Raw genomic sequence first — 20,536 nt, 5'->3', positions numbered from 1 at the left:
CCTATTGTCCCTGAGGTTCAAACGGATCGGACGCCGGGCCGGTGCGCGGTGTCGTCGATTGGCGCTGCCGGGGGGCTGGCGCCTGGTTGTCGCCGAACACTTCCCTGGCAATTGCGCCAATGCCGCCGAGCGAGCCGATCAGCGCGGACGCTTCTATAGGCATCAGTATGATCTTCTGGTTGTTGGCAGTGCCGATCGCAGCAAGCGCTTCGGTGTATTTCTGGGCGACGAAGTAGTTGATCGCCTGGACGTCACCGGCAGCGATCGCCGCCGACACCATCTGTGTCGCTTTGGCCTCGGCCTCGGCCAGACGTTCGCGCGCCTCGGCGTCGCGGAAGGCGGCCTCGCGCTGGCCTTCGGCCTGCAGGATGGCCGACTGCTTGGCACCTTCGGCACGCAGGATCTGCGCGTTTCTCGACCCTTCCGCTTCCAGCACCTGGGCGCGCTTCTCGCGCTCGGCCTTCATCTGCCGAGCCATGGCGTCGACGAGATCCTTCGGCGGTGCGATGTCCTTGAGTTCGACGCGGGTGATCTTGATGCCCCAGGGGTTGGCGGCGTCATCGACCACGCGCAACAGCTTGTCGTTGATGGTGTCGCGGTTCGACAAAAGTTCGTCGAGGTCCATCGACCCCATGACCGAGCGGATGTTGGTCATGGTCAGGTTGAGAATGGCGTTTTGAAGATCGGACACCTGGTAGGCAGCCTGGGCGGCGTTGAGCACCTGGTAGAACGCGACGGCATCGGCCGACACGCTGGCGTTGTCCTTGGTGATGACTTCCTGGGTCGGAACGTCGAGGACCTGCTCCATCACGTTCATCCTGGCGCCGATCCGGTCGATGAACGGAATGATGATGTTGAGACCCGGTTCCATCGTCTTGGTGTAGCGGCCGAAGCGCTCCACCGTATAGCGATAGCCCTGCGGCACCGTCTTGACCATGGTGATGATCACAAAGATCACCAAGACCACCAATGCGATGACCGCAATATCAAATCCGCCCAAAGACACGTCCCCCATGATCACAACCCCAGTTTGAAGTGACACTCTAACCCAGACGTGGGCATCGGTCAGTCTATTTCAAGCGGTCGTCGCAGATTTCGGCTTCAAAGCCAGCCGCTTAGCTCCCGGCGCACGACATGCTCGAGAACCATCATGCCCTCGGCACTGTCGTTGAGACAGGGGATATGTGCAAACTTTTCGCCGCCATTGTGATGGAAGCTCTCGGCCGCCTGCTCGGCGATCTCCTCGAGCGTTTCCAGACAGTCGGAAACGAAGCCTGGGTTGATCACGGCGATGCGCTTGACGCCGTCCTGCGCCAGCTTCTCGACCGTCTTGTCGGTATAGGGCTGCAGCCATTCTTCCGGCCCGAAGCGGGACTGGAAGGTTACCTGCAGCTTGTCCTTGGACCACCCGAGCTTTTCGCGCAGCAGACGCGCGGTCTTCTGGCACTGGCAATAGTAGGGATCGCCCTTTTCGAAGTAACTCTTCGGGATGCCGTGGAAGGAGGTGAGCACCACTTCCGGCTCCCAGTCGAGTGTCGCCAGATGCCGCGTGATCGAAGTTGCCAGCGCGTCGATATAGACGGGATCGTCATGATAGGGCGGAACGGTGCGCAGCGCCGGCTGCCAGCGCATCTTGAGCAGGGCTTCGAATGCCTTGTCGTTGACGGTGGCTGTCGTTGCCGCGGCGTATTGCGGATAGAGCGGGAACAAGAGGATGCGTTCGCATCCGGCCTTCTGCAGGGCTTCCATGCGCGAGGCGATCGACGGCTGGCCGTAGCGCATGCCCCAATCGACGACGATGTGCGGCTGATTGGCGAAGGCTTCCGCCATCAAGGTCGCCTGGTTGCGGGTATAGGTGCGCAGGTAGCTTTCGTTCAGATCCTTGTTCCAGATCATTTCATAGGCCTTGCCGACCTTGCCGGGGCGGGTGTTGAGCACGATGCCGTAGAGGATCGGATACCAGAACAACCGCGACCATTCGATGACGCGGCGATCGCTGAGGAACTCCTTGAGATAGCGGCGCATCGAGGTGTAGTCGGTGCCATCGGGCGTGCCGAGATTGACCAGCAGAACGCCGACCTTTCCGGATTTAACGGTCGGGTGATCGCTTTGGGCGGTCGCGGCGGGCGCGTTGGTCATCTCGGTCCTCGTGGTCACGTATAAGCAGGTGCATGCACTTTTCGTCACGTCCTTCTAAGAAGAAAAGCCGGTGCGGGGAAGCCCGCGCCGGCTCTCGAAGGAGAGGCAAATTGTCTTACTTTGCCGGAATCTCCAGTTCGGTTCCGACATGCAGGTGGCGCGGAGCGGGCTTGCCGTTGGCCGCGGAGATCTTTGCCCAGAGCGCACCATCGCCGTAGAACGCCTTGGCGAGATCCCAAAGCGTGTCGCCCTTGGCGATGACATGCTTCTGCGGACCGGAGGCCGTCGCGCTCGCGGCGGCGTCGGCTGCAGGCTGCGTTGCCGTTGCCGGTTCGGCAGTCGTGGCGCCGGCGGCTGCAGCGACTTCGGTGATGCGGCCATCCGTGTAGGGCTTGAACGGCTGGTGCGCGGCGAGATAGTCGGCCAGAACGGTTTCGAGGCCCGGACCGTAGTCGTAGGCGTTCTCACCCTTGTCCTTGAAGATTGCGTAGCCGTCGCCGCCATTGCGCATGTAGTTGTTGGTGACGATCGAATAGGTCTTTGCCGGATCGAGCGGCACGAAGCCTTCGCCTTCCTTTACCTCGACCGAGACGACGCGGCTGCCCACTTCCTTCGACTTGTCGAAGGAATATTTCATGCCGGCCACCTGCGGGAAACGGCCGCCGGGTTCTTCAAGCTTGCTGAGGCCGTTCTCAAGCGCGGCACGGATGCCGTCACCCTTGAGCTGGAAGGTCGCAACCGTGTTCTGGAACGGCAGCACGGTGATGGCTTCGCCCATCGAAACGTCGCCGGCATCGATGGAGGCGCGCAGGCCACCGCCATTGGTGATGGCGATCGTCACGCCCTGGCCCTTGACGCGGTCGAGCATGGCGTCGGCAACGAGGCTGCCCATTTCGCATTCCCTGGCCCGGCAATTGTCACGCGAACCGTCGATCGGGGCCTCGGTCTTGCCGATGATCTTGGAGCGCAGCTCCTCGATCGGCTTGGCGAGTTCGGCCACGCGGGTCAAAACGGACTGATCCGGCTTGACGGAAGAATCGACCAGGATCGGATCGCCCTTGGCAGCCTTCACCACGCCGTTGTCGTCGAAGGTGACGACGAGATCGCCGAGGTACTTGCTATAGGAGGCGGCCTGGACGACCGGAACCTTGTAGCCACCGGGGTTGTCGACCATCGTCGGGTAGGGGCCTTCGGCCTTTGCGTCGGTGTTCGACAGCAGGCTGTGGGAGTGGCCGCCGACGACGACGTCGACATCGGGAATCTTTGCGATCGCGGCGAGGTCACGCGGGTAGCCGACATGGGTGAGCGCGATGATCTTGTCGACGCCCTGCTTCTTCAGCTCTTCAACCGCGGCAGTCGTGGTGGCGACGTCGTCACCGATCAGGATGTCCGGGCCGGGGGAGGAGAGTTCGGGCGTATCGTTGGCGACGGCGCCGACGATGCCGATCTTCTGGCCGCCGGCTTCGAGAACGATCGACGGCTTGATGCGGTCACCGATCTTCGACTTGTGACTGGGCAATACGTTGGCGGTGACGACGGGGAACTCGATCTTATCGAGGAAGCCGACAAGGCCATCTTCGCTCTCGTCGAATTCATGGTTGCCGACCGTCATCGCGTCGAACTTCATCAGGTTGAGGAATTCGGCTTCGGCCAGACCCTTGTAGGTGGTGAAGAACAGCGAACCCTGGAAGTTGTCGCCGGCATTCAACAGCAAGACGTTCTTGCCGGACAGATCCTGGCGTTTCTGGTCGATCAGAGACTTCAGGCGGGCGACGCCACCGAAGCACTCGTTCTTGCCTTCCTCTTCGGCCGAGCAGGTCGAATCGAACTTGTTGATCGATTCGATACGGGAGTGGAGATCGTTGATGTGCAGGATGTTCAGTTCATAATCGGCGAAGGCTGCGCCCGAGGAGAGGGCAAGAATGGACGCGGTCATCAGGCCGGTCCGTATGTGTCTGATCATGATGTTCTCCTGTTTTGCCTGTTGTCTGCCGGCCGCTTTCAGACCCGCCGAAGCGGGTCCGGTCCCCGCGGCCGGGGTGGCTTTGCCGGTGCGAATGTTTTCATCACTTCAGGGCGACTTCAAGCACTAAAACCATCCTCCGGTTGCCGGATCTGCAACTACAGCGCCGCGCGCCTTTTCAGGCGCGCAAAGGTCGCTGTAGCGCTTTGAATTGCTGCATGTTTTTCCCCCTAAATCGGCTTCGATTTAGGGAAACATGCAGTAGGGTTAAGTCATACGAATGCACAAAAAAAGCCCCCTAGCGGGAGCTTTGATCCGTGCTCGAAGCTTGTCTCAGCCGCGTCGCGCCAGCGAGAACTGGGCGCCGGCATCGGTGGTGCAATTGAGCTGGCTCTGTGTGACCAGCGCGCAATTGACCTTGGACTGGGTGTTGCGCACCAGCGAGGTCATGTTGATCTCGACGAGTGTCGGGCTGAGCTTCACGTAGTTGCCGGAAGCCAGCAGCTGGTTGCTGTCGGTGGTGCGGGTCGAGAAGGTTCCGCCTGCAAAGGTCGAAACGATGCCGTTCGGATCCGTCCATGAGCCTTCGACACCCGTTGCCTGGCGAGCGGGCGGTGCCCCTCCGGCTTCCCGGGGCGACGACTGGCAGGAGGCCAGGGTCGCGGCGGTCGCGAGAAGGGTCAGAATTGCGAATGGCTTCATTGGCGATTTCCCTCGCTTTGTGCCGAGCGTCCGTTTCATTTCGCCGAACCATGCCGCGATCAAGAGTTGAAAGCAAGAGTGGTCGGGCCGGCGCGCCGGGCTTTTCCCATATGAACAAAAAAAGCCCGGGGCAGAAATGCCCCGGGCCGGATGCTTCGCAATGTCAGCGGTTTAGCGAACGAGGATGTTCTTGAACTGCCAGGGATCCTTGGTGTCGATGTCTTCCGGGAACAGGCCCGGGCGACCGTCGAGCGGGGTCCAGTCGGTGTAGTGTCCTTCGACCGGGCCGAGATAGGGCAGCTGCACTTCGAGGCAGCGCTTGTAGTCCATCTCGTCGGCTTCGACGATGCCGGCCTTCGGGTTTTCGAGCGCCCAGACCATGCCCGCGAGCACCGCAGAGGTGACCTGCATGCCGGTGGCGTTCTGGTAGGGGGCGATGCGGCGGGTCTCTTCCAGCGACAGGCGCGAACCGAACCAGTAGGCATTCTTGTCATGGCCGTAGAGCAGGACGCCCAGTTCGTCGACGCCTTCAACGAGTTCCTTCTCGTCAAGAACATGATGGACTGGCTGCGAATTGCCGCCGTTGCCGAACATTTCGTGCAGCGAAAGGACGGCGTCATTGGCCGGATGGTAGGCGTAGTGGCAGGTCGGGCGATAGGTAACTTCGCCGTCCTTGTCGCGGACGGTGAAGAAGTCGGCGATCGAGATCGACTCGTTGTGGGTGACGAGGAAGCCGTATTGCGGGCCAGGCGTCGGGCACCAGGTGCGCACGCGGGTGTTGGCACCCGGCTGCTCCAGATAGATGGCCGCCTTGCAGCCCTTCTTGTGCTTCTTGGCGTTCTTCGGCATCCAGTTTTCGTGGGTGCCCCAGCCGAGTTCAGCCGGCTGCAGACCTTCGGAGATGAAGCCTTCGACCGACCAGGTGTTCCAGAAGACGTTGAGCGGCTTCGGCTTCTTGGTCAGCTGGGTGTCGCGCTCGGCGATGTGCACGCCCTTGACGCCGACCTTCTTCATCAGCTTCGCCCAGCCTTCGCGGTCGTCCTGATGCGGTTCGTCGTATTTCACGCCAAGGTCGTTGGCGAGGTTGAGGAGCCCCTGCTTGACGAACCAGGAGACCATGCCCGGGTTGGCGCCGCAGGTCGAAACGGCCGTGGTGCCGCCCGGGTTCTTTTCCTTTTCCTTGCGCATGGTTTCGCGCAGGGCATAGTTGGTGCGCGAGGCGTTGTCCATTTCGGCATCGAAGTAGAAGCCGAGCCACGGTTCGACGACGGTGTCGATGTAGAGAACGTCGAGCTTGCGGCACATCTTGATCAGGTCGAGCGAGCCGGTATCGACCGACAGGTTGACGCAGAAGCCTTGGCCTTCGCCTTCGGTCAGGAGCGGCTTCAGCAGCTCCTTATAGTTGTCCTTCGTCACATGGGCGCGAACGTGGCGGACGCCATGACGCTCGAAGATCTCGTTGTCGGCAGCATCCTCGCGCGGCTCGACCACGATCAACCGGTTCTTGTCGTATTTGAAGTGGCGCTCGATCAACGGCAAGGTGCCGCGGCCGATCGAACCGAAGCCGATCATGACGATCGGGCCGGTGATCTCGCCGTAAACCGGATAGGTGGTGTCTGCCATTTTGGTCTTACTCCTGAGGAAACTTTCCCAGTGACGGTGTTGAAAGTGTCTGAAAATGAGGCTCGCGCCGTGTGATAGGCCTAGAGCATAGTTTGCTGTCACAATAAAGGGCCGCCGGGTCAACGCTGATCTGCGATATTGTTTAACCGGCGATGGAAATGAGGGCCGAAATGAGAGCGTCCCGCTTGCTGACGAGGCCCTTGTAGGCCGCCTGCGGCAGGTCGAGAGAGCGCAATTGCTCGATGAAGGAAAGGGCCAAAGTTCCCGCATCCGCCCGCTGTCGCAACAGCGCCAGGGGATCGGAATAGATCCGGATTGTGAAGACGATCGCGCCGCTTCGCGGCAACTTGCGCAACGTCTGGCGCTCGACGCGGATGAAGGTGCGCTCTTCGGTCAGCTCGATCGCGCCGGCCGACACCCCTTCCGATTTGGGCTTCGGCAGATGCAGGGAGCCGTCGACATTGACGGCCCAGTTGAAGCGTTCGACGAAGCGGCCAGGCGGCAGGTTATCGAACATGCGGCTGATGAGTTCGGCGTTGCGCGTGCCGTCTCCGAAGCCGGGGACCGGGGCGTGGATCTCGTCCATGGTGCGCCCGAACTTTTCGGCGAGCGACCAGGACGAGGGGAAGGCGATGTAGGCGGCGCCAAGGCGCCAGCCGCGGTCGTCGCGCTGCATGATCGCCAGGTCGTCCTGAACGAGCGAGCCCGCTAGCACAAGCGCGTCGTCGCCGCACAAGGGCACCCGTCGCCCGCCGACCATCATTGTTTCGTCCTGCCGACAGTAGATGTCGGGATACCGTGTCGGCAGATAGTCGGACAGGATCTGCAGCAGTTCGCTCTGCGCGTCCTGCGTCCGGTCGTCGGCGGCAAAAACCACGTCGCGGGACTGTGCGAGCAACTGGGCTTTCTGGTCGAGATAGTGCTGCAGCTGGACGTCCGGCTCGATCCAGCGATCGGGATCGAGCTGCGTGAGGCCGATCGTAAAGGGCTTGGAGGAGCCGTCGTAGGGCGTGTGTTTCATGCGGGATGACCGGATCATTCTCGCGATTTAACCATATTCCCTTTCGTTTCGCATGGGCCGAAGCTTGTCACAAGGACTTCGTGCTATAGCTTTGATACAATCATCCGCTACGCGCCATGATTGTTGTTTCCTTCCCCGACCTGGAGGCGTCGCAGACTGAACGTGACCGGCGACCATATAAAGACCTTGATGGGCCTGCAGGCCCAAACACCCGTGCTGATGGCGCTCTACGATCAGCACGACCGGCTGCAATTTGCCAATGATGCCTTTCGCGCTGCCTATTTCATCGAGGCCGACGAGGCGCCGACCTGGGCGGAAATCATGCGGCGCAACCATGCCGCCGGTCGCGGAACCGTGCTCTCGACCAGCGACATCAATGCCTGGATAGCCTCAACGATCAATCGGCGCGGCAAGATCCCGTTTCGGGCGATGGAGACCGACCTGCATGACGGCCGCTGGCTGTGGATGACGGAAACGGTCGATGCCAGGGGGTGGATGCTGTGCGTCGCCGTCGACATCACTACCATTCGCGTCGAGGAGCGCGCGCTAAGGCAGGATCGCGATTTCGCGCTGCGCGCCTCGCAGGTCGATGAACTCACCAATGTGCCCAACCGGCGCTATACCATGGGGCGGCTCGGTGAATTCATCGCCAATTGCGCCCAGAACCCGCATATGTGGGGCTGCGTCGCCATCATAGACATCGACTATTTCAAGGCGATCAACGATCGCTACGGCCACCATCAGGGCGATGAGGTTCTGCTCGACTTCGCCCGCCAGATGCAGGAGTTCGTGCGCCGCTCCGATTGCTTCGGCCGCATCGGCGGCGAGGAGTTCATGCTGATCCTGCCCGACACCACGATCAGCGAAGGCAACATGATCCTCGACCGCTTGCTCGACAAGGTGCGCAGCGCCAGGCCGCTCGCGAGTATCCCGGAGTTCTACTACACCTGTTCGGTGGGGCTGGCCGAGTATCGGGAAGGCGACGGCGTCAAGGACATTTATGCCCGCGCCGACGAGGCGCTCTATCTCGCCAAGCGCGACGGGCGCGACCGGGTAAAGCGGTACACCTTGCCGGGTTCAGACCCAGAGCTTCGCCCGGATCAGGCCCCGTAGCGAATTCCCGACATAGAGCTCGGCTTTTGCCAGATCGTCGAGCGACAGGCGGGCGACGCGCGCCCGTCGCTGGCAGATGAGTTCCGTCCGGAGCACGCCGGCCAGAAGCCCGCAGGCGATCGGCGGCGTTTTCAGCGTGCCGCTGCCATCGTCGAGGAAGATTGAGGTGATCGTTCCCTCGCAGACCTCGCCCTTTTCGTTGAGGAGAAGAACTTCGTCGACCTCGGTTGCCGGGTATTCAGTGCGTGCCGTCTCGTAGATGTCGCGCCGGGTGGTCTTCACCCGCACCAGCTTGTCTTCGGAAGAGAGCCGCGTTTGAGCAAAACGCACGCGCCAGACAGTGTCTTCTGCAAGGGGCGTGAAAGTTGCCGTGGTCACGGCGACGGTGCCGTTGCGGTCAAGCGTCAGGCGGACCCGTAGCGGGCCTGTTGCACCCTGGACGGCGGCTTGCAGCTCCGCCTGCGCCCGCTCGGCGCCGGCAAATCCCAATCTTCGTGCCGATCGTTTCAACCGGGCGAGATGTAACCTCAAGCGAACGAATTCAACATCGGGTTCGTAGCGCAGGGTCTCGATCAGGGAAAAATCCGTCATCGGGCGATCTCGGCATCGCCGATGGCAAACCGCGCCTTGAGCAGGCATTCGTCATATTCGGACTGGGCGCCGGAATCAAAGACGATGCCGCCGCCGACATTGAAGACGGCCTCGCCATTGGCAAACAGCGAGATGGTGCGGATCGCCACGCTGAAGCGCATGATGCCGTTCGGCGCGATAAAGCCGATTGCGCCGCAATAGGCGTCGCGCGGACCGTCTTCGAGATCGTGCAGGATTTCCATCGCCCGCATCTTCGGCGCGCCGGTGATCGAGCCGCAGGGAAAGAGTGCGGCGAAAATATCGGTGATGCCGACATCCGGCCGCAGCTTGGCCCTGACATGGCTGACCATCTGGTGAACGGTCGGATAGGTCTCGATGTCGAACAGTTTCGGGACGTCGAGCGTTCCGACCTCGGTGATGCGCGAGATGTCGTTGCGCAAGAGGTCGACGATCATGCGGTTTTCGGCCTGGGTCTTCTCGTCAGTGCGCATGGCAGCAATGATCTCGGCGTCCTCCTCAGCCGACGCGCCGCGCTTTGCGGTGCCCTTCATCGGATGCGTCTCAATCCATCGGTCAGCGTCGACCCGGAAGAAGAGCTCGGGCGAGCGCGAGACGAGGATCGGACCATCCAGCACGACGAGCGCGCCGTATTTTACCGGTTGCCGTTCGATCAGTGACCAGAAGGCGGCGCGCGGATCGCCCGTCCAGCGGGCGCGGATCGGCATCGTCAGGTTCGCCTGATAACAATCGCCCTGGCGCAGATGCTGATGCAGGCGGTCGAACCGCTCGCGATAGGTGGGAAAATCCCAGGCGGCACGCGGCTCGGCAAGGAAAGGCTCGTTCTCCATCCGACGTTGCGGCTCGCCAAGCGGATGGTCGTCGCTCGGTGCGTCGAAGATGCCGAAGGACATCAGCGGCGTTTCGCGCCCCCCCTCCTCGGCAAAGGGGCTCAGCTTCTCTTCGAAGATATGGCCCGCCTCATATGCCATGAAGCCGGCAATCCATTTGCCGGCCGCATGTGCACGCTCAAGCTCGGCGAGGCCGCGGCGGAATTCGGCTTTGGTCCGCGCCGTGACGACGCGCTCCGGATCAGTGAAAACCGTGGTCCGATTTTCGCTGTCGTCCCGGAAAAGCACAAAAGGTGCGTTTTCGTTCATCGATGCCGCTTCGCACTTTTCCTTGAAAGTCTCTGGAGCGCGGGCTCGGCCCGCGCCGGATCACGCCTTATCAAGCGCCTCGAGTTCGTCGATCAGCCCCTCGATCATCGACAGACCCTGTGCCCAGAACGACGGATCGGTGGCATCGAGGCCGAAGGGAGCGAGCAATTCCGAATGGTGCTTGGTGCCGCCGGCTTTCAGCAGCTCGAAATACTTTGCCTGGAAGCCCTTTTCGGCGTTCTGGTAGACGGCATAGAGCGAGTTCACCAGGCAATCGCCGAAAGCATAGGCATAGACATAGAACGGCGAGTGGATGAAGTGCGGGATATAGGCCCAGTAGGTCTCGTAGCCCTCGGAAATCCGGATCGCCGGCCCGAGGCTTTCCGCCTGCACCGAAAGCCACAGATTGCCGATATCCTCGGCGGTCAGTTCGCCTTCCTTGCGGGCCGTGTGCAGCTTGCGCTCGAATTCGTAGAAGGCGATCTGGCGCACGACCGTATTGATCATGTCCTCGACCTTCTGGGCGAGCATGGCCTTGCGCTCGCGCTTGTCCTTGGTCTGGTCGAGAAGCGCACGGAAGGTCAGCATTTCGCCGAACACCGATGCCGTCTCGGCGAGGGTCAGCGGCGTCGAGGCCATCAGCGCGCCCTGCTCGCCGGCGAGCACCTGGTGCACGCCGTGACCGAGTTCGTGGGCAAGCGTCATTACGTCGCGCGGCTTGCCCATATAATTGACGAGCACGTAGGGGTGCGCGGAGGGAACGGTCGGGTGGGCGAAGGCGCCGGGGGCCTTGCCGGGGCGCACCGGCGCATCGATCCAGCGGTCATCGAAGAAGCGGCGGGCAATTGCGGCCATCTCTGGGGCGAAGGCATGGTAGGCCGAAAGCACCGTATCCTTCGCCTGGTTCCACGAGATCAGCGCATTCGGCGTTTCCGGCAGCGGCGCGTTGCGATCCCAGAACTCCATCTGTTCCATGCCGAGCCACTTCGCCTTCATGGCATAGTAGCGGTGCGAAAGGCGCGGATAAGCTGACTTCACCGCTTCCGCGAGCGCATCGACGACCTCGCGCTCGACGCGGTTGGCGAGGTGCCGGCTGTCGGCGATATCCTCGAAACCGCGCCAGCGATCCGAGATTTCCTTGTCCTTGGCGAGCGTATTGGTGATCAGCGTGAAGGTGCGGATATTGGCCCTGAAGGTTTCGGCAAGCGCCATCGCCGCCTTCTTGCGCACCTCGGTCGAGGGATCCTGCAGCAGGTTCAGGGCCATTTCGAGCGGCATCGTCTCGCCGTCGACGGTGAAGGTCAGCGACGTCATGGTCTCGTCGAACAGGCGGTTGAAGGCGGCTGGCCCGGTCATCGATTTCTCGAGGAACAGCTGCTCGAGCTTGTCATCAAGCTGGTAGGGCTTGTCCTTGCGCAGGTCGAGTAGCCAGGGCTTGTAGTGCGCCGCCAGGCTGTCGTTGGTAAGCGCTGCGTCGATCACCGCATCGTCGATGCGGTTGAGTTCGAGCGAGAAGAACAGGAGATGCGCCGACATATCGGTCAGCTTCGACTGCACGTCGCCGTAGAGCTTGCCGTTTTCCGGCTTGGAGGTGTCGGAGAAATAGGTCAGGCCGGCAAAGGACGCGATGCGCCCCATGATGTCTTCCAGCGCTTCGAATTCTTTCACGGCAGCACCGATGCCTTCGTCGCCGGCTTTCGTCGCAGCGGTGGCAAGCTTGCCTTTCCACTTGGCCTCAAACGCAATCGAGTCCGCCTCGGCCTTCTTCATGTCGGAACGGAATGCATCAGAGGTTGCGGACGGATAGAGATCCTCCAGCCGCCAGGAGGGCAGATCGCCGAGCTCGGCCACAGCTCCTTGGGCGGGGCCGGTGGCGGCACGGACGATGGTTTTCTCGAGGGCGAAGGTGCGGAAGGTCATCGTCGGATTTCTCTCGTTCGTGGCAGGAAGAGGCAAGCGATATGGGTTCCATTGCTATCGCCGCCAATGGATAAAATGCAAGCATTTCTCAAAAGATGATGTTCAGCCCTTTATGGCACAGATGCCTGACGTGATTTGGCACATGACGTTGGCCAAAAAGTACCGCGTGTCCAAAGCAGGAGGCTTCCGTGACATCACACATTCTTGTCATCGATGACGATCCGGTGCAGCGCCGGTTGCTGACGAACATGATCGAGCGTCTCGGTCATGTCGCGCATCTCGCCGACAATGGCCGCAGTGGCCTGGAGCTGCTCGAGCGCAAGGGCGGCATCATCAACGTCATCCTTCTCGATCTGCTGATGCCCGAAATGAACGGCCACGGCTTTCTCGATGCGCTGGCGGAACGGGGCGTCGATACGCCCGTCATCGTGCAGACGGGGCAGGGCGGTATCGAAACCGTCGTGCAAGCGATGCAGGCCGGTGCCTTCGACTTCCTGGTCAAGCCGGTTTCTCCGGAGCGGCTGTCGGTGGCGCTCGGCAACGCGCTGAAGATGGCGAGCCGCGACGGCAAGGTCAAAACCTCGCGCCGCCCGCGCGGCGGTGCCGTCGGTTTCGATGACGTCGTTTCGGCCAGCCCGGCGATGATCCGGGTGATCGATCTCGCTCGCCGGGCTGCGCAGTCTAACATTCCGATCGTGCTCGAGGGTGAATCCGGCGTCGGCAAGGAAATGGTGGCGCGGGCGATCCAGTCGGCCAGCGACCGTTCGGGCAAGCCGTTCATCACCGTCAACTGTGGCGCCATCCCGCACAATCTGGTCGAGAGCATTCTCTTCGGCCACGAGAAGGGCGCCTTTACCGGTGCCACCGAAAAGCACAGCGGCAAGTTCGTCGACGCCGACGGCGGCACCCTGTTCCTCGACGAGATCGGCGACCTGCCGCTCGAAGTGCAGGTGAAGCTGCTGCGTGCGGTCCAGCAGGGCGAGATCGAGACGATCGGCGCGCGCCATCCGCACCGGGTCAACGTGCGACTGATCTCGGCCACCAACAAGGACCTCATCAACGAGGTGCGCGAAGGCCGGTTCCGCGAGGATCTCTACTATCGTCTCAACGTCTTCCCGATCACCATTCCGGCGCTGCGCCGGCGCAAGGAGGACGTCCCGGTCCTGGTGCGCTCGTTCGTCGACCGGTTTGCGTCCGAGCAGAGGCTCAGCACGCCGCTCACCGTTTCGAGCGGTGCGATGGCGCTGCTCACCGCCTATGACTGGCCGGGCAACATCCGCCAGCTGGAGAACGCGATCTTCCGTGCGGTCGTTCTGGCCGACGGCAACGAGCTGACGGTCAAGGACTTCCCGCAGATCGCCACGCAGATCCCCGGCTACGTCGTTTCCGACCGCAGCGGTTTCTCCTGGGGCGATGCCGGCCCCGAGCGCACCGCCGCTGCCGATCCGGCCGTAAGCGTCTATCCCGATTTTGCCAGCACGGCGAAATCGATGGAGGCCGATGCCACGCATGATGGCCGTATGGAGAATGCAATTGCCAGCGTCGATGAGGGCGGAGACGTGCGCAAACTCGCCGAAGTCGAGGAGGAACTGATTCGTTTTGCGCTGAAATTCTATCGGGGCCAGATGAGCCAGGTGGCGCGCAAACTCGGTATCGGCCGGTCGACGCTCTACCGCAAACTCAAGGATTACGGCATCGATCCCGACAATCCCTTGCGTGAGGCGGCATAAAATCGACGCATTCACGCCTCACTAGCCGTGCGATTCCGTCACCGCCGTTTAGACCTTGTTAGTGAAGTGTTCACTATATTATAAGGGGCGGTGACGACTGTGGCATATATGCCATCCTGTCACCTTATTTGACAGTCATCTGAGACAGCGAAGCACGGTTGTCCGTCGGACGGGGATTGAATGCCAAATTTGTTCAGTTTTAAGAAGCCTCTCGGCTCCTTAGCTAGCAGACTCTGCTCGGCGATGACCCGTAAGGTGCCGCAGGTTCTGACATCCATCGCCCTTGCGGTGTCTCTGGTTACGCCTGGCATGGCACCTCCCGTCGAGGCCGCCGGCCAGACGCGTACGCTGAAGCTCTATTTCATCCACACGCAGGAAAAGGCGCAGATCACCTTCAAGCGCAACGGCCGCTATGACCCGAAGGGCCTGCAGCAGATCAACCGGTTCCTGCGCGACTGGCGTCGCAACGAGCCGACCAAGATGGATCCGCGCCTGCTCGACCTCGTGTGGGAAGTCTACACCAAGAGTGGCTCGCGCGATTATATCCACGTCGTTTCGGCCTATCGTTCGCCGGCCACCAACGGCATGCTGCGTTCGCGCTCCAAGGGCGTTGCCAAGAAGAGCCAGCACATGCTCGGCAAGGCGATGGACTTCTACATTCCCGACGTGAAGCTGAAGACGGTGCGCGAAATCGGCATGAAATTCCAGGTCGGTGGCGTCGGCTACTACCCGACCTCAGGCTCTCCGTTCGTTCACATGGATGTCGGCGGCGTTCGCGCCTGGCCGCGCATGACCCGCAACGAACTGGCCCGTCTCTTCCCCGACGGCAAGACCATGCACGTTCCGTCCGACGGCAAGCCGCTGCCGGGCTATAACCAGGCTGTTGCCGACTACAAGCGTCGCGTCGGCGCCTCGGCGATCGAAGTTGCCGGTGGTGGCGCCAAGGGTGCGGGCGATGCCGAGGGCGGCAAGCGCCGCGGTAACCTGTTCGCCATGCTCTTTGGCGGTGGCGGCGACGAGGATGAAGAACCCTCGGCAATCGCGGCCGGCCCCGGCGATGAAGAAGCCACTCCGGCAAAGGTCCAGACGGCGTCGGCACCTGCCGCCCAGGAAGCACTTCCGGGTGTTGCCGGTTCGGTCGCAGCCGAGACCACCACAGCCGAGACCACCACAGCCGAGACCACCACAGCCGATCAGAACATCAATGCACCGGTTCCGGCCGTTCGTCCGGCCTTCAAGGATGCGCCTGAAAATGGCGGCGTAGCCGTGGCCCTGGTCGCGCCGCAGAAGAACGCGGCCCAGGACGCGCTTGCTGCCGCCCTGCCGCAGACGCCGGAAATGCCGAGCGAATTTGCCGATCTGACCTCGGTCAAGGTGCCGGTCCCGCAGATGCTCGATCGGGGTGGCGTGAACGCTGCTGCCGGCGAGACGCTTGTGGCATCGGTCGATCCGCTGGCAACGGACATGCAGGCACTTGGCTTCGTGCCGGTGCCGGCCATGCGCCCGGCGGGTGATGCGGCTCTTGCCGCTGTCGCGGATGCCAAGGTTGCCGTGCCTGCCTTTGCAGAGCGCCCGGTTCTGGCTTCGGCCGAGCCGCCGCGTGATACCACGGCCCAGGCATCGACACGCGTCGCGCTTGCCGCGCCGACACAGGCAGAGCGCGAGCCAGTCGCCCAGCCGGTCGAAATGGCCGCCTATGCGCCGCAGGCCTCGACGAATGGCCGCGCCAATGCCTTTGATGGCGCCTTCGACACCCAGGCCGAAGCCCCGGCAAAAGGTGGTCGTCCGAAGAAGCATGATGCCGACGCCGCGACCCGTTCGTCGGTTCGCACCGAGCCGAAGCTGACGCAGAAGATCATCTCCGAATGGGCCCTTTCTGCCGGCCGCGTCGCGACGCTTTCCAAGCCCGTGACGGCACCGCGCTTCGTCAGCAAGACGCTGCGCACGGCCCCGACGACTGTTTATGCTGCGGGCTTCAACAGCACGGCCGGAACAACGGTCGATACGGCCCGCTTCAGCGGCAACGCCGTCAACTTCATGGAAGTGAAGAAGTTCAGCACCAACTGAGTTTCGAGCAAATAAGACTCAACACAAAAAAAGCCCGCCGGTGATACCGGCGGGCTTTTTGCTGTCTATGGCAGGAGAAATTATTCTTCTTCAGCCGCGGCCGGGATCATGCCGAGCGCCTGCAGGTAGGTGTCGAGGATCGCTTCCTGTTCCATGCGCTCATCGGCGTCCTGCTTGCGAATGGAGATGACCTTCCGCAGGATCTTGGCATCGAAGCCGGTGGACTTGGCTTCGCCGTAGACGTCCTTGATGTCGTCGGCGATGGTCTTCTTTTCTTCTTCCAGGCGCTCGATCCGTTCGATGAAAGCGCGGAGTTGGTCGCGTGCGACGCCGTGTGCATCTGACATGGTCTTCTCCTTTTGCGGGGAATGAAATTCTTGGGTGCCGTGACGTGCCGCGAACGGCGGCCAAGGTCAAGGGCCATTGCGCAACAACGCTGGCATTTCCGTGGCGGTGGCCCGGCGCAGAGGTTTATTCCTTGGGGCGGTTGGTTTCGAAGGCGGCTTTCTGCTCGCTCGAGGCTTCCCTCTGATGCAGCGCCCGCCATTCCTCATAGGGCATGCCGTAGACGATCTCGCGGGATTGCTCCTTGTCGAGTGTCACGCCGGCCTCGTTGGCTGCGTCCCGATACCAGTTGGACAGGCAGTTGCGGCAGAAGCCGGCAAGGTTCATCAGGTCGATGTTCTGCACGTCGCTGCGCTCGCGCAAGTGCGCGACCAGACGCCGGAAGGCGGCGGCTTCGAAGGCGGTCTGCTGGTCCGGGGTGAGCTCGGTCATGATGTTGTCTTTCCTGGTCTCAAATGTCGTAGGCGCCGGTGCGCGACGGGTGCCGTTCGTAGCGATGCAGGTCGGGCCGGGTATTGAGATCGGCAAGGATCGGGGCGAGCCGATCGGCCCATGCGGCAATGCCCGCCTCGTCTGCGATCAGATCCTGCCTGATCTCGATCAGGGCATGGGGAATGCCCGGTGCCATGCAGTGCCGGAACATCGTATCCCCGCGCAGCGCTCCGTCATAGGGCTCGTTGTTGCCGACGACGATATCGCCCGATGCTTCGAGCTTTTCGATCAGCGGCAGCACCGCGCGCGCGTCGTTGTCCCAGAGCACGGCCGCGTGCCACGGACGGACGGCACCCTTCCAGGCGGGCGTAAAGGAATGGATTGAGATGACCAGCGGGGCGCTGCCCGTGGCCAAGGCACTGCGCTCCAGTGTCTCGGCGACTGCGCGGTGATAGGGCCGATGGAAACGGTTCAGCCGGTTGTCCCATTCCTCCTCGCTGATCGGGTGGTTTCCCGGAATGATCGCGCCGTCGGAAATCTTCATGATCAGGGTCGGATCGTCCTCGCCGCGATTGGGGTCGATCAAAAGTCGCGAGAAGCACCCTAGAACTGCCGGTGCGTCGAGTGCGGCCGAGAGCCGGCGGACGAGATGTTCGACGCCGATGTCATAGGCGATGTGACGTTGAAACGCGGCTGCCGGCAGGCCGAGGCTGCCATATTCTTCCGGTAGGCGGTTCATGGCGTGGTCGGCGAGTAGTACGAGGCCGGTTGTGGGGTTGGCTTCGATAATCTCATAGGGCGAATAGTGCTGCATGCAGTTCCAGTCTGCTTTCGGGGGGGTATGCTTTTGATTGCACGCGTCGGAGACATTCACAAGAAAAACGCAACTGTTTTGCGCAATCGACACCTAATTAGCCCGATGTAATCGATTAGAGTTACGTTGACTTTCCGGGCTGGTCGTCGCAAGAAAGGCCACGCAAATCAAAACGGAGTTCCATCGGAAACCGTGTCCAGATATCCATTTTCCAAAGCGAAGCCGGGGCTGTCGACATTGGGGGGGATCCTCCTGTTTTCCCTGGCTATTTCAGGCTCATTTCTATTTGCCGGTGAGGCTCGCGCCGATTTTCGCGTCTGCAATGGCACGCAAAATCTGGTCGGCGTGGCGATCGGTTACCGCGCCAAGGAAGGCTGGGTAACCGAGGGGTGGTGGCAGGTTCCCGCGACCACATGTGCGACCCTGATCGAGGGCGAGCTCGAATCGCGATACTATTATCTCTACGCTGAAGACGCGGCCCGGGGTGGCCGTTGGACCGGCGACGTCAACATGTGCGTCGCCGAAAACGAATTCAAGGTTTCGGGCGTGCAGGACTGCTTTGCCCGCGGCTTCCAGCGGATGGGATTCAAGGAATATGACACGGGGCGGCAGGGAAGCTGGATGGTTCAGCTCTCCGATACGCCCGGCACGCAGGAAAGCCAGAATTGATGAAGCGGAACAGAAAAGTCAAAATCCTCGCCACGCTCGGACCGGCGTCGGCCGACGAGCAGATGATCCAGAAGCTGCACGAGGCGGGGGCTGATCTGTTCCGTATCAACATGAGCCACGCAAGCCACGACGTGATGCGCACGCTGGTGCAGCGCATCCGCGCGGTCGAAGCGCGCTGTGGCCGCCCGATCGGCATTCTCGGCGACCTGCAGGGTCCGAAGCTGCGCGTCGGCAAGTTTGCCGAAGGCAAGGTCGACCTCAAGGTCGGTCAGACCTTTACCCTCGACAACAAGGACGAGCCTGGCGACAGCACCCGCGTGTTTCTGCCCCATCCGGAAATCCTCGAAGCGGTCAAGCCTGGCCATCGCCTGCTGATCGATGACGGCAAATTGCACCTGCGCGCCGAAAAGACCGACGGCAAGAGCATCGTCACAACGGTTGTTGCCGGCACGAAGATTTCCGACCGCAAGGGCGTCAGCCTGCCCGACACGCTGCTGGCCGTCGGCGTCCTGACCGACAAGGACCGCTCGGACCTCGATGCGATTCTGGCAACCGGAGAGTTCGACTGGGTGGCGCTGTCCTTCGTCCAGCGTCCCGAGGACCTGGCCGAGGTTCGCAAGATCGCCCGCGGCCGCGTCGGTCTGATGTCCAAGATCGAGAAGCCGCAGGCGCTCGAGCGCATCGACGAGATCATCGAGCTCTCCGACGCGCTGATGGTTGCACGCGGCGACCTTGGCGTCGAAATGCCGCTCGAATCTGTGCCTGGCCTGCAGAAGCAGCTGACGCGCGCCTGTCGCCGCGCCGGCAAACCGGTGGTCGTGGCCACGCAGATGCTGGAATCGATGATCTCCGCGCCGGTGCCGACGCGCGCTGAAGTCTCCGACGTTGCGACTGCCGTCTTCGAAGGCGCCGACGCCATCATGCTGTCGGCTGAATCCGCCTCCGGCGAGTATCCGGTGGAAGCCGTCTCGACCATGGCGTCGATCGCCAGCAGCGTCGAGCGCGACCCGCACTATTCCAGCATCATCTACGCGCAGCGCACGCCGCCCGAGGCGACCGGTGCCGACGCGATTTCGCTGGCCGCCCACCAGATCGCCGAGACGCTGCGGTTGTCTGCAATCGTCTGCTACACCTCGTCCGGCACAACGGGCCTTCGCGCCGCGCGCGAGCGCCCGCAGGTTCCGATCATCGCGCTGTCGCCGATCGTCCAGACGGCTCGCCGGCTTTCGGTCGTCTGGGGCCTGCATTGCGTCGTCACCGAGGATGCGACCGATCTCGACGACATGGTCAACCGTGCCTGCCGCATCGTTGCTCATGAGGGTTTCGGCAAGCCCGGCGAACGCGTCATCATCTCGGCCGGTGTGCCGCTCGGCACGCCCGGCGCCACCAACATGCTGCGCATCGCCTATATCGGCTCGGACGGCCTGAGCGGTATCTGAGGCTCGCCGCTCGTTTCAGAATGCCATGAGGCCATGGGAGCAGTGAACCTGCTCCCATGGCCTCTGTCTTTCTATTGGGCCAGGCCGATCTGCTTCATGAAGCCCTGATTGTCCCAAAAGAGGTATTCCTCATCCATCACGCCTTCCTTGGTCCAGTGACCTGTTCACAGAGCCGGGACAGCTCTTCTACGAACGTGCCCGGCAGATACTCGCCGATATCAAGAGGCCGAGGCGCTGGTCCGGCTTGCGTCTCGACATCGATTTGACCGACATGCTCGTCGATCTCGCCTATTCCGGTGTCGATGTCGCCTTGCGCATTGCCCGCGCGCCCAGCGCCAGCCTTATCGCGCGTGAAATCGCACCGGTGCGGATGATCGTTTGTGCTTCGCCAGATTACCTCGCTCGCAGCGGCACGCCGCAGCAACCGTCCGATCTCGGCGGCCATGAAACGTTTAGCTATTCCTATCTCTCGCTCGGGGATAGCTGGATGTTTTCCGATGTCGAGGGGCGCGAGACGCAGGTTCGGATTGATCCGGTCGTGCATGCCACCAATGGCGATCTGCTGCGCGCGCTGGCACTCGCCGGCGGCGGGGTCATCGTACAGCCGGACTTCATCGTCGGAGACGATATCGCCTCCGGTCGGTTGGTCCCCTTGCTGGAAAGCTGGCATATGAGCGCGCTCAACCTCTATGCCGTCTACCTCAGCCGACGTCACCTTTCGCCCGAGGTTCGCGTGTTCATCGATTATCTCGTCGAGACGCTGGGAAGGTCGACGGCTCAGGCCTCGGATCGGTTGAGATAAAACTTCCGC

17 protein-coding genes and 1 pseudogene are annotated in these 20,536 nt (G+C 62.0%); 6 read left to right on the top strand and 12 right to left on the bottom strand.

The features are described 5' to 3' along the window. Position 1: 1 nt before the first annotated feature. From ASD52_RS34500 to ASD52_RS34475, 6 genes are all read right to left on the bottom strand, one after another. Positions 2–1,000, bottom strand: coding sequence for an SPFH domain-containing protein (locus ASD52_RS34500; protein WP_156613072.1), 999 nt, complete (start codon positions 998–1,000; stop codon positions 2–4). Positions 1,001–1,101: 101 nt separating this feature from the next. Then, the gene (gene hemH, locus ASD52_RS34495) at positions 1,102–2,139 is read right to left on the bottom strand and encodes a ferrochelatase (RefSeq protein WP_025424807.1); all 1,038 of its coding nucleotides are present in this window, start codon (positions 2,137–2,139) and stop codon (positions 1,102–1,104) included. A gap of 115 nt (positions 2,140–2,254) precedes the next feature. Beyond that, positions 2,255–4,102, bottom strand: coding sequence for a bifunctional UDP-sugar hydrolase/5'-nucleotidase (locus ASD52_RS34490; protein ID WP_025424806.1), 1,848 nt, complete (start codon positions 4,100–4,102; stop codon positions 2,255–2,257). Between the two features lie 333 nt (positions 4,103–4,435). Next, a complete protein-coding gene (gene omp10 / locus ASD52_RS34485; protein WP_025424805.1) occupies positions 4,436–4,804 on the bottom strand; it encodes an outer membrane lipoprotein Omp10 in 369 nt (122 codons plus the stop codon). 171 nt (positions 4,805–4,975) lie between these two features. Next, a complete protein-coding gene (locus ASD52_RS34480; protein WP_025424804.1) occupies positions 4,976–6,427 on the bottom strand; it encodes a homospermidine synthase in 1,452 nt (483 codons plus the stop codon). A 142-nt stretch (positions 6,428–6,569) separates the two neighbouring features. After that, positions 6,570–7,466: a DUF3445 domain-containing protein gene (locus ASD52_RS34475; protein WP_057226583.1), complete on the bottom strand. Its 897-nt coding sequence runs from the start codon at positions 7,464–7,466 to the stop codon at positions 6,570–6,572. A gap of 144 nt (positions 7,467–7,610) precedes the next feature. Here ASD52_RS34475 and ASD52_RS34470 point away from each other — a divergent pair, with 144 nt between their 5' ends. After that, positions 7,611–8,561: a GGDEF domain-containing protein gene (locus ASD52_RS34470; protein ID WP_025424802.1), complete on the top strand. Its 951-nt coding sequence runs from the start codon at positions 7,611–7,613 to the stop codon at positions 8,559–8,561. On the opposite strand, the gene ASD52_RS34465 is transcribed toward ASD52_RS34470, so the two are convergent. From ASD52_RS34465 to ASD52_RS34455, 3 genes are read right to left on the bottom strand one after another with little or no spacing between them, the layout of a single operon-like run. Beyond that, on the bottom strand, positions 8,526–9,152 hold the full coding sequence (locus ASD52_RS34465) for an aminotransferase class IV family protein (RefSeq protein ID WP_057221578.1): 627 nt from the start codon (positions 9,150–9,152) through the stop codon (positions 8,526–8,528). The two genes, ASD52_RS34470 and ASD52_RS34465, sit on opposite strands and share 36 nt — an antisense overlap. Next, positions 9,149–10,309, bottom strand: a complete 1,161-nt coding sequence (locus ASD52_RS34460) for an aminodeoxychorismate synthase component I (RefSeq protein WP_025424800.1) — start codon at positions 10,307–10,309, stop codon at positions 9,149–9,151. Before ASD52_RS34460 ends, ASD52_RS34465 begins: the two co-directional genes overlap by 4 nt. A gap of 60 nt (positions 10,310–10,369) precedes the next feature. Continuing rightward, complete coding sequence (locus ASD52_RS34455) at positions 10,370–12,229, bottom strand: M3 family oligoendopeptidase (protein ID WP_057221577.1); 1,860 nt, start codon at positions 12,227–12,229, stop codon at positions 10,370–10,372. 188 nt (positions 12,230–12,417) lie between these two features. Here ASD52_RS34455 and ASD52_RS34450 point away from each other — a divergent pair, with 188 nt between their 5' ends. Then, a complete protein-coding gene (locus ASD52_RS34450; RefSeq protein WP_057205656.1) occupies positions 12,418–13,959 on the top strand; it encodes a sigma-54 dependent transcriptional regulator in 1,542 nt (513 codons plus the stop codon). Between the two features lie 180 nt (positions 13,960–14,139). After that, the gene (locus ASD52_RS34445) at positions 14,140–16,026 is read left to right on the top strand and encodes a DUF882 domain-containing protein (protein WP_057226580.1); all 1,887 of its coding nucleotides are present in this window, start codon (positions 14,140–14,142) and stop codon (positions 16,024–16,026) included. 80 nt (positions 16,027–16,106) lie between these two features. Here the strand turns inward: ASD52_RS34445 and ASD52_RS34440 are convergent, their stop codons facing one another. From ASD52_RS34440 to ASD52_RS34430, 3 genes are all read right to left on the bottom strand, one after another. After that, on the bottom strand, positions 16,107–16,373 hold the full coding sequence (locus ASD52_RS34440) for a DUF2312 domain-containing protein (RefSeq protein WP_025424796.1): 267 nt from the start codon (positions 16,371–16,373) through the stop codon (positions 16,107–16,109). Positions 16,374–16,497: 124 nt separating this feature from the next. Further along, positions 16,498–16,803 (bottom strand): DUF1244 domain-containing protein, encoded by a 306-nt coding sequence (locus ASD52_RS34435; RefSeq protein WP_025424795.1) that lies wholly within the window; start codon positions 16,801–16,803, stop codon positions 16,498–16,500. Positions 16,804–16,822: 19 nt separating this feature from the next. Continuing rightward, positions 16,823–17,617, bottom strand: a complete 795-nt coding sequence (locus ASD52_RS34430; protein ID WP_025424794.1) for an N-formylglutamate amidohydrolase — start codon at positions 17,615–17,617, stop codon at positions 16,823–16,825. Positions 17,618–17,914: 297 nt separating this feature from the next. Here ASD52_RS34430 and ASD52_RS34425 point away from each other — a divergent pair. The 3 genes and pseudogenes from ASD52_RS34425 to ASD52_RS34415 all read left to right on the top strand — a co-directional run. Beyond that, positions 17,915–18,286 (top strand): annotated as a pseudogene (locus ASD52_RS34425) (DUF1036 domain-containing protein); the annotation flags it as partial. Then, positions 18,286–19,725 (top strand): pyruvate kinase, encoded by a 1,440-nt coding sequence (gene pyk, locus ASD52_RS34420; RefSeq protein ID WP_025424792.1) that lies wholly within the window; start codon positions 18,286–18,288, stop codon positions 19,723–19,725. The pseudogene ASD52_RS34425 and the gene pyk, both read left to right, overlap by 1 nt. A gap of 244 nt (positions 19,726–19,969) precedes the next feature. Continuing rightward, a complete protein-coding gene (locus ASD52_RS34415) occupies positions 19,970–20,527 on the top strand; it encodes a substrate binding domain-containing protein (protein WP_057226578.1) in 558 nt (185 codons plus the stop codon). Positions 20,528–20,536: the final 9 nt, after the last annotated feature.

This window comes from Ensifer sp. Root142 (assembly GCF_001426785.1).
In the GTDB taxonomy this organism is placed as follows: domain Bacteria; phylum Pseudomonadota; class Alphaproteobacteria; order Rhizobiales; family Rhizobiaceae; genus Ensifer; species Ensifer canadensis.
Note: the sequence above shows the minus strand (reverse complement) of the source record. Positions and strands in the feature narration are given on the sequence as shown.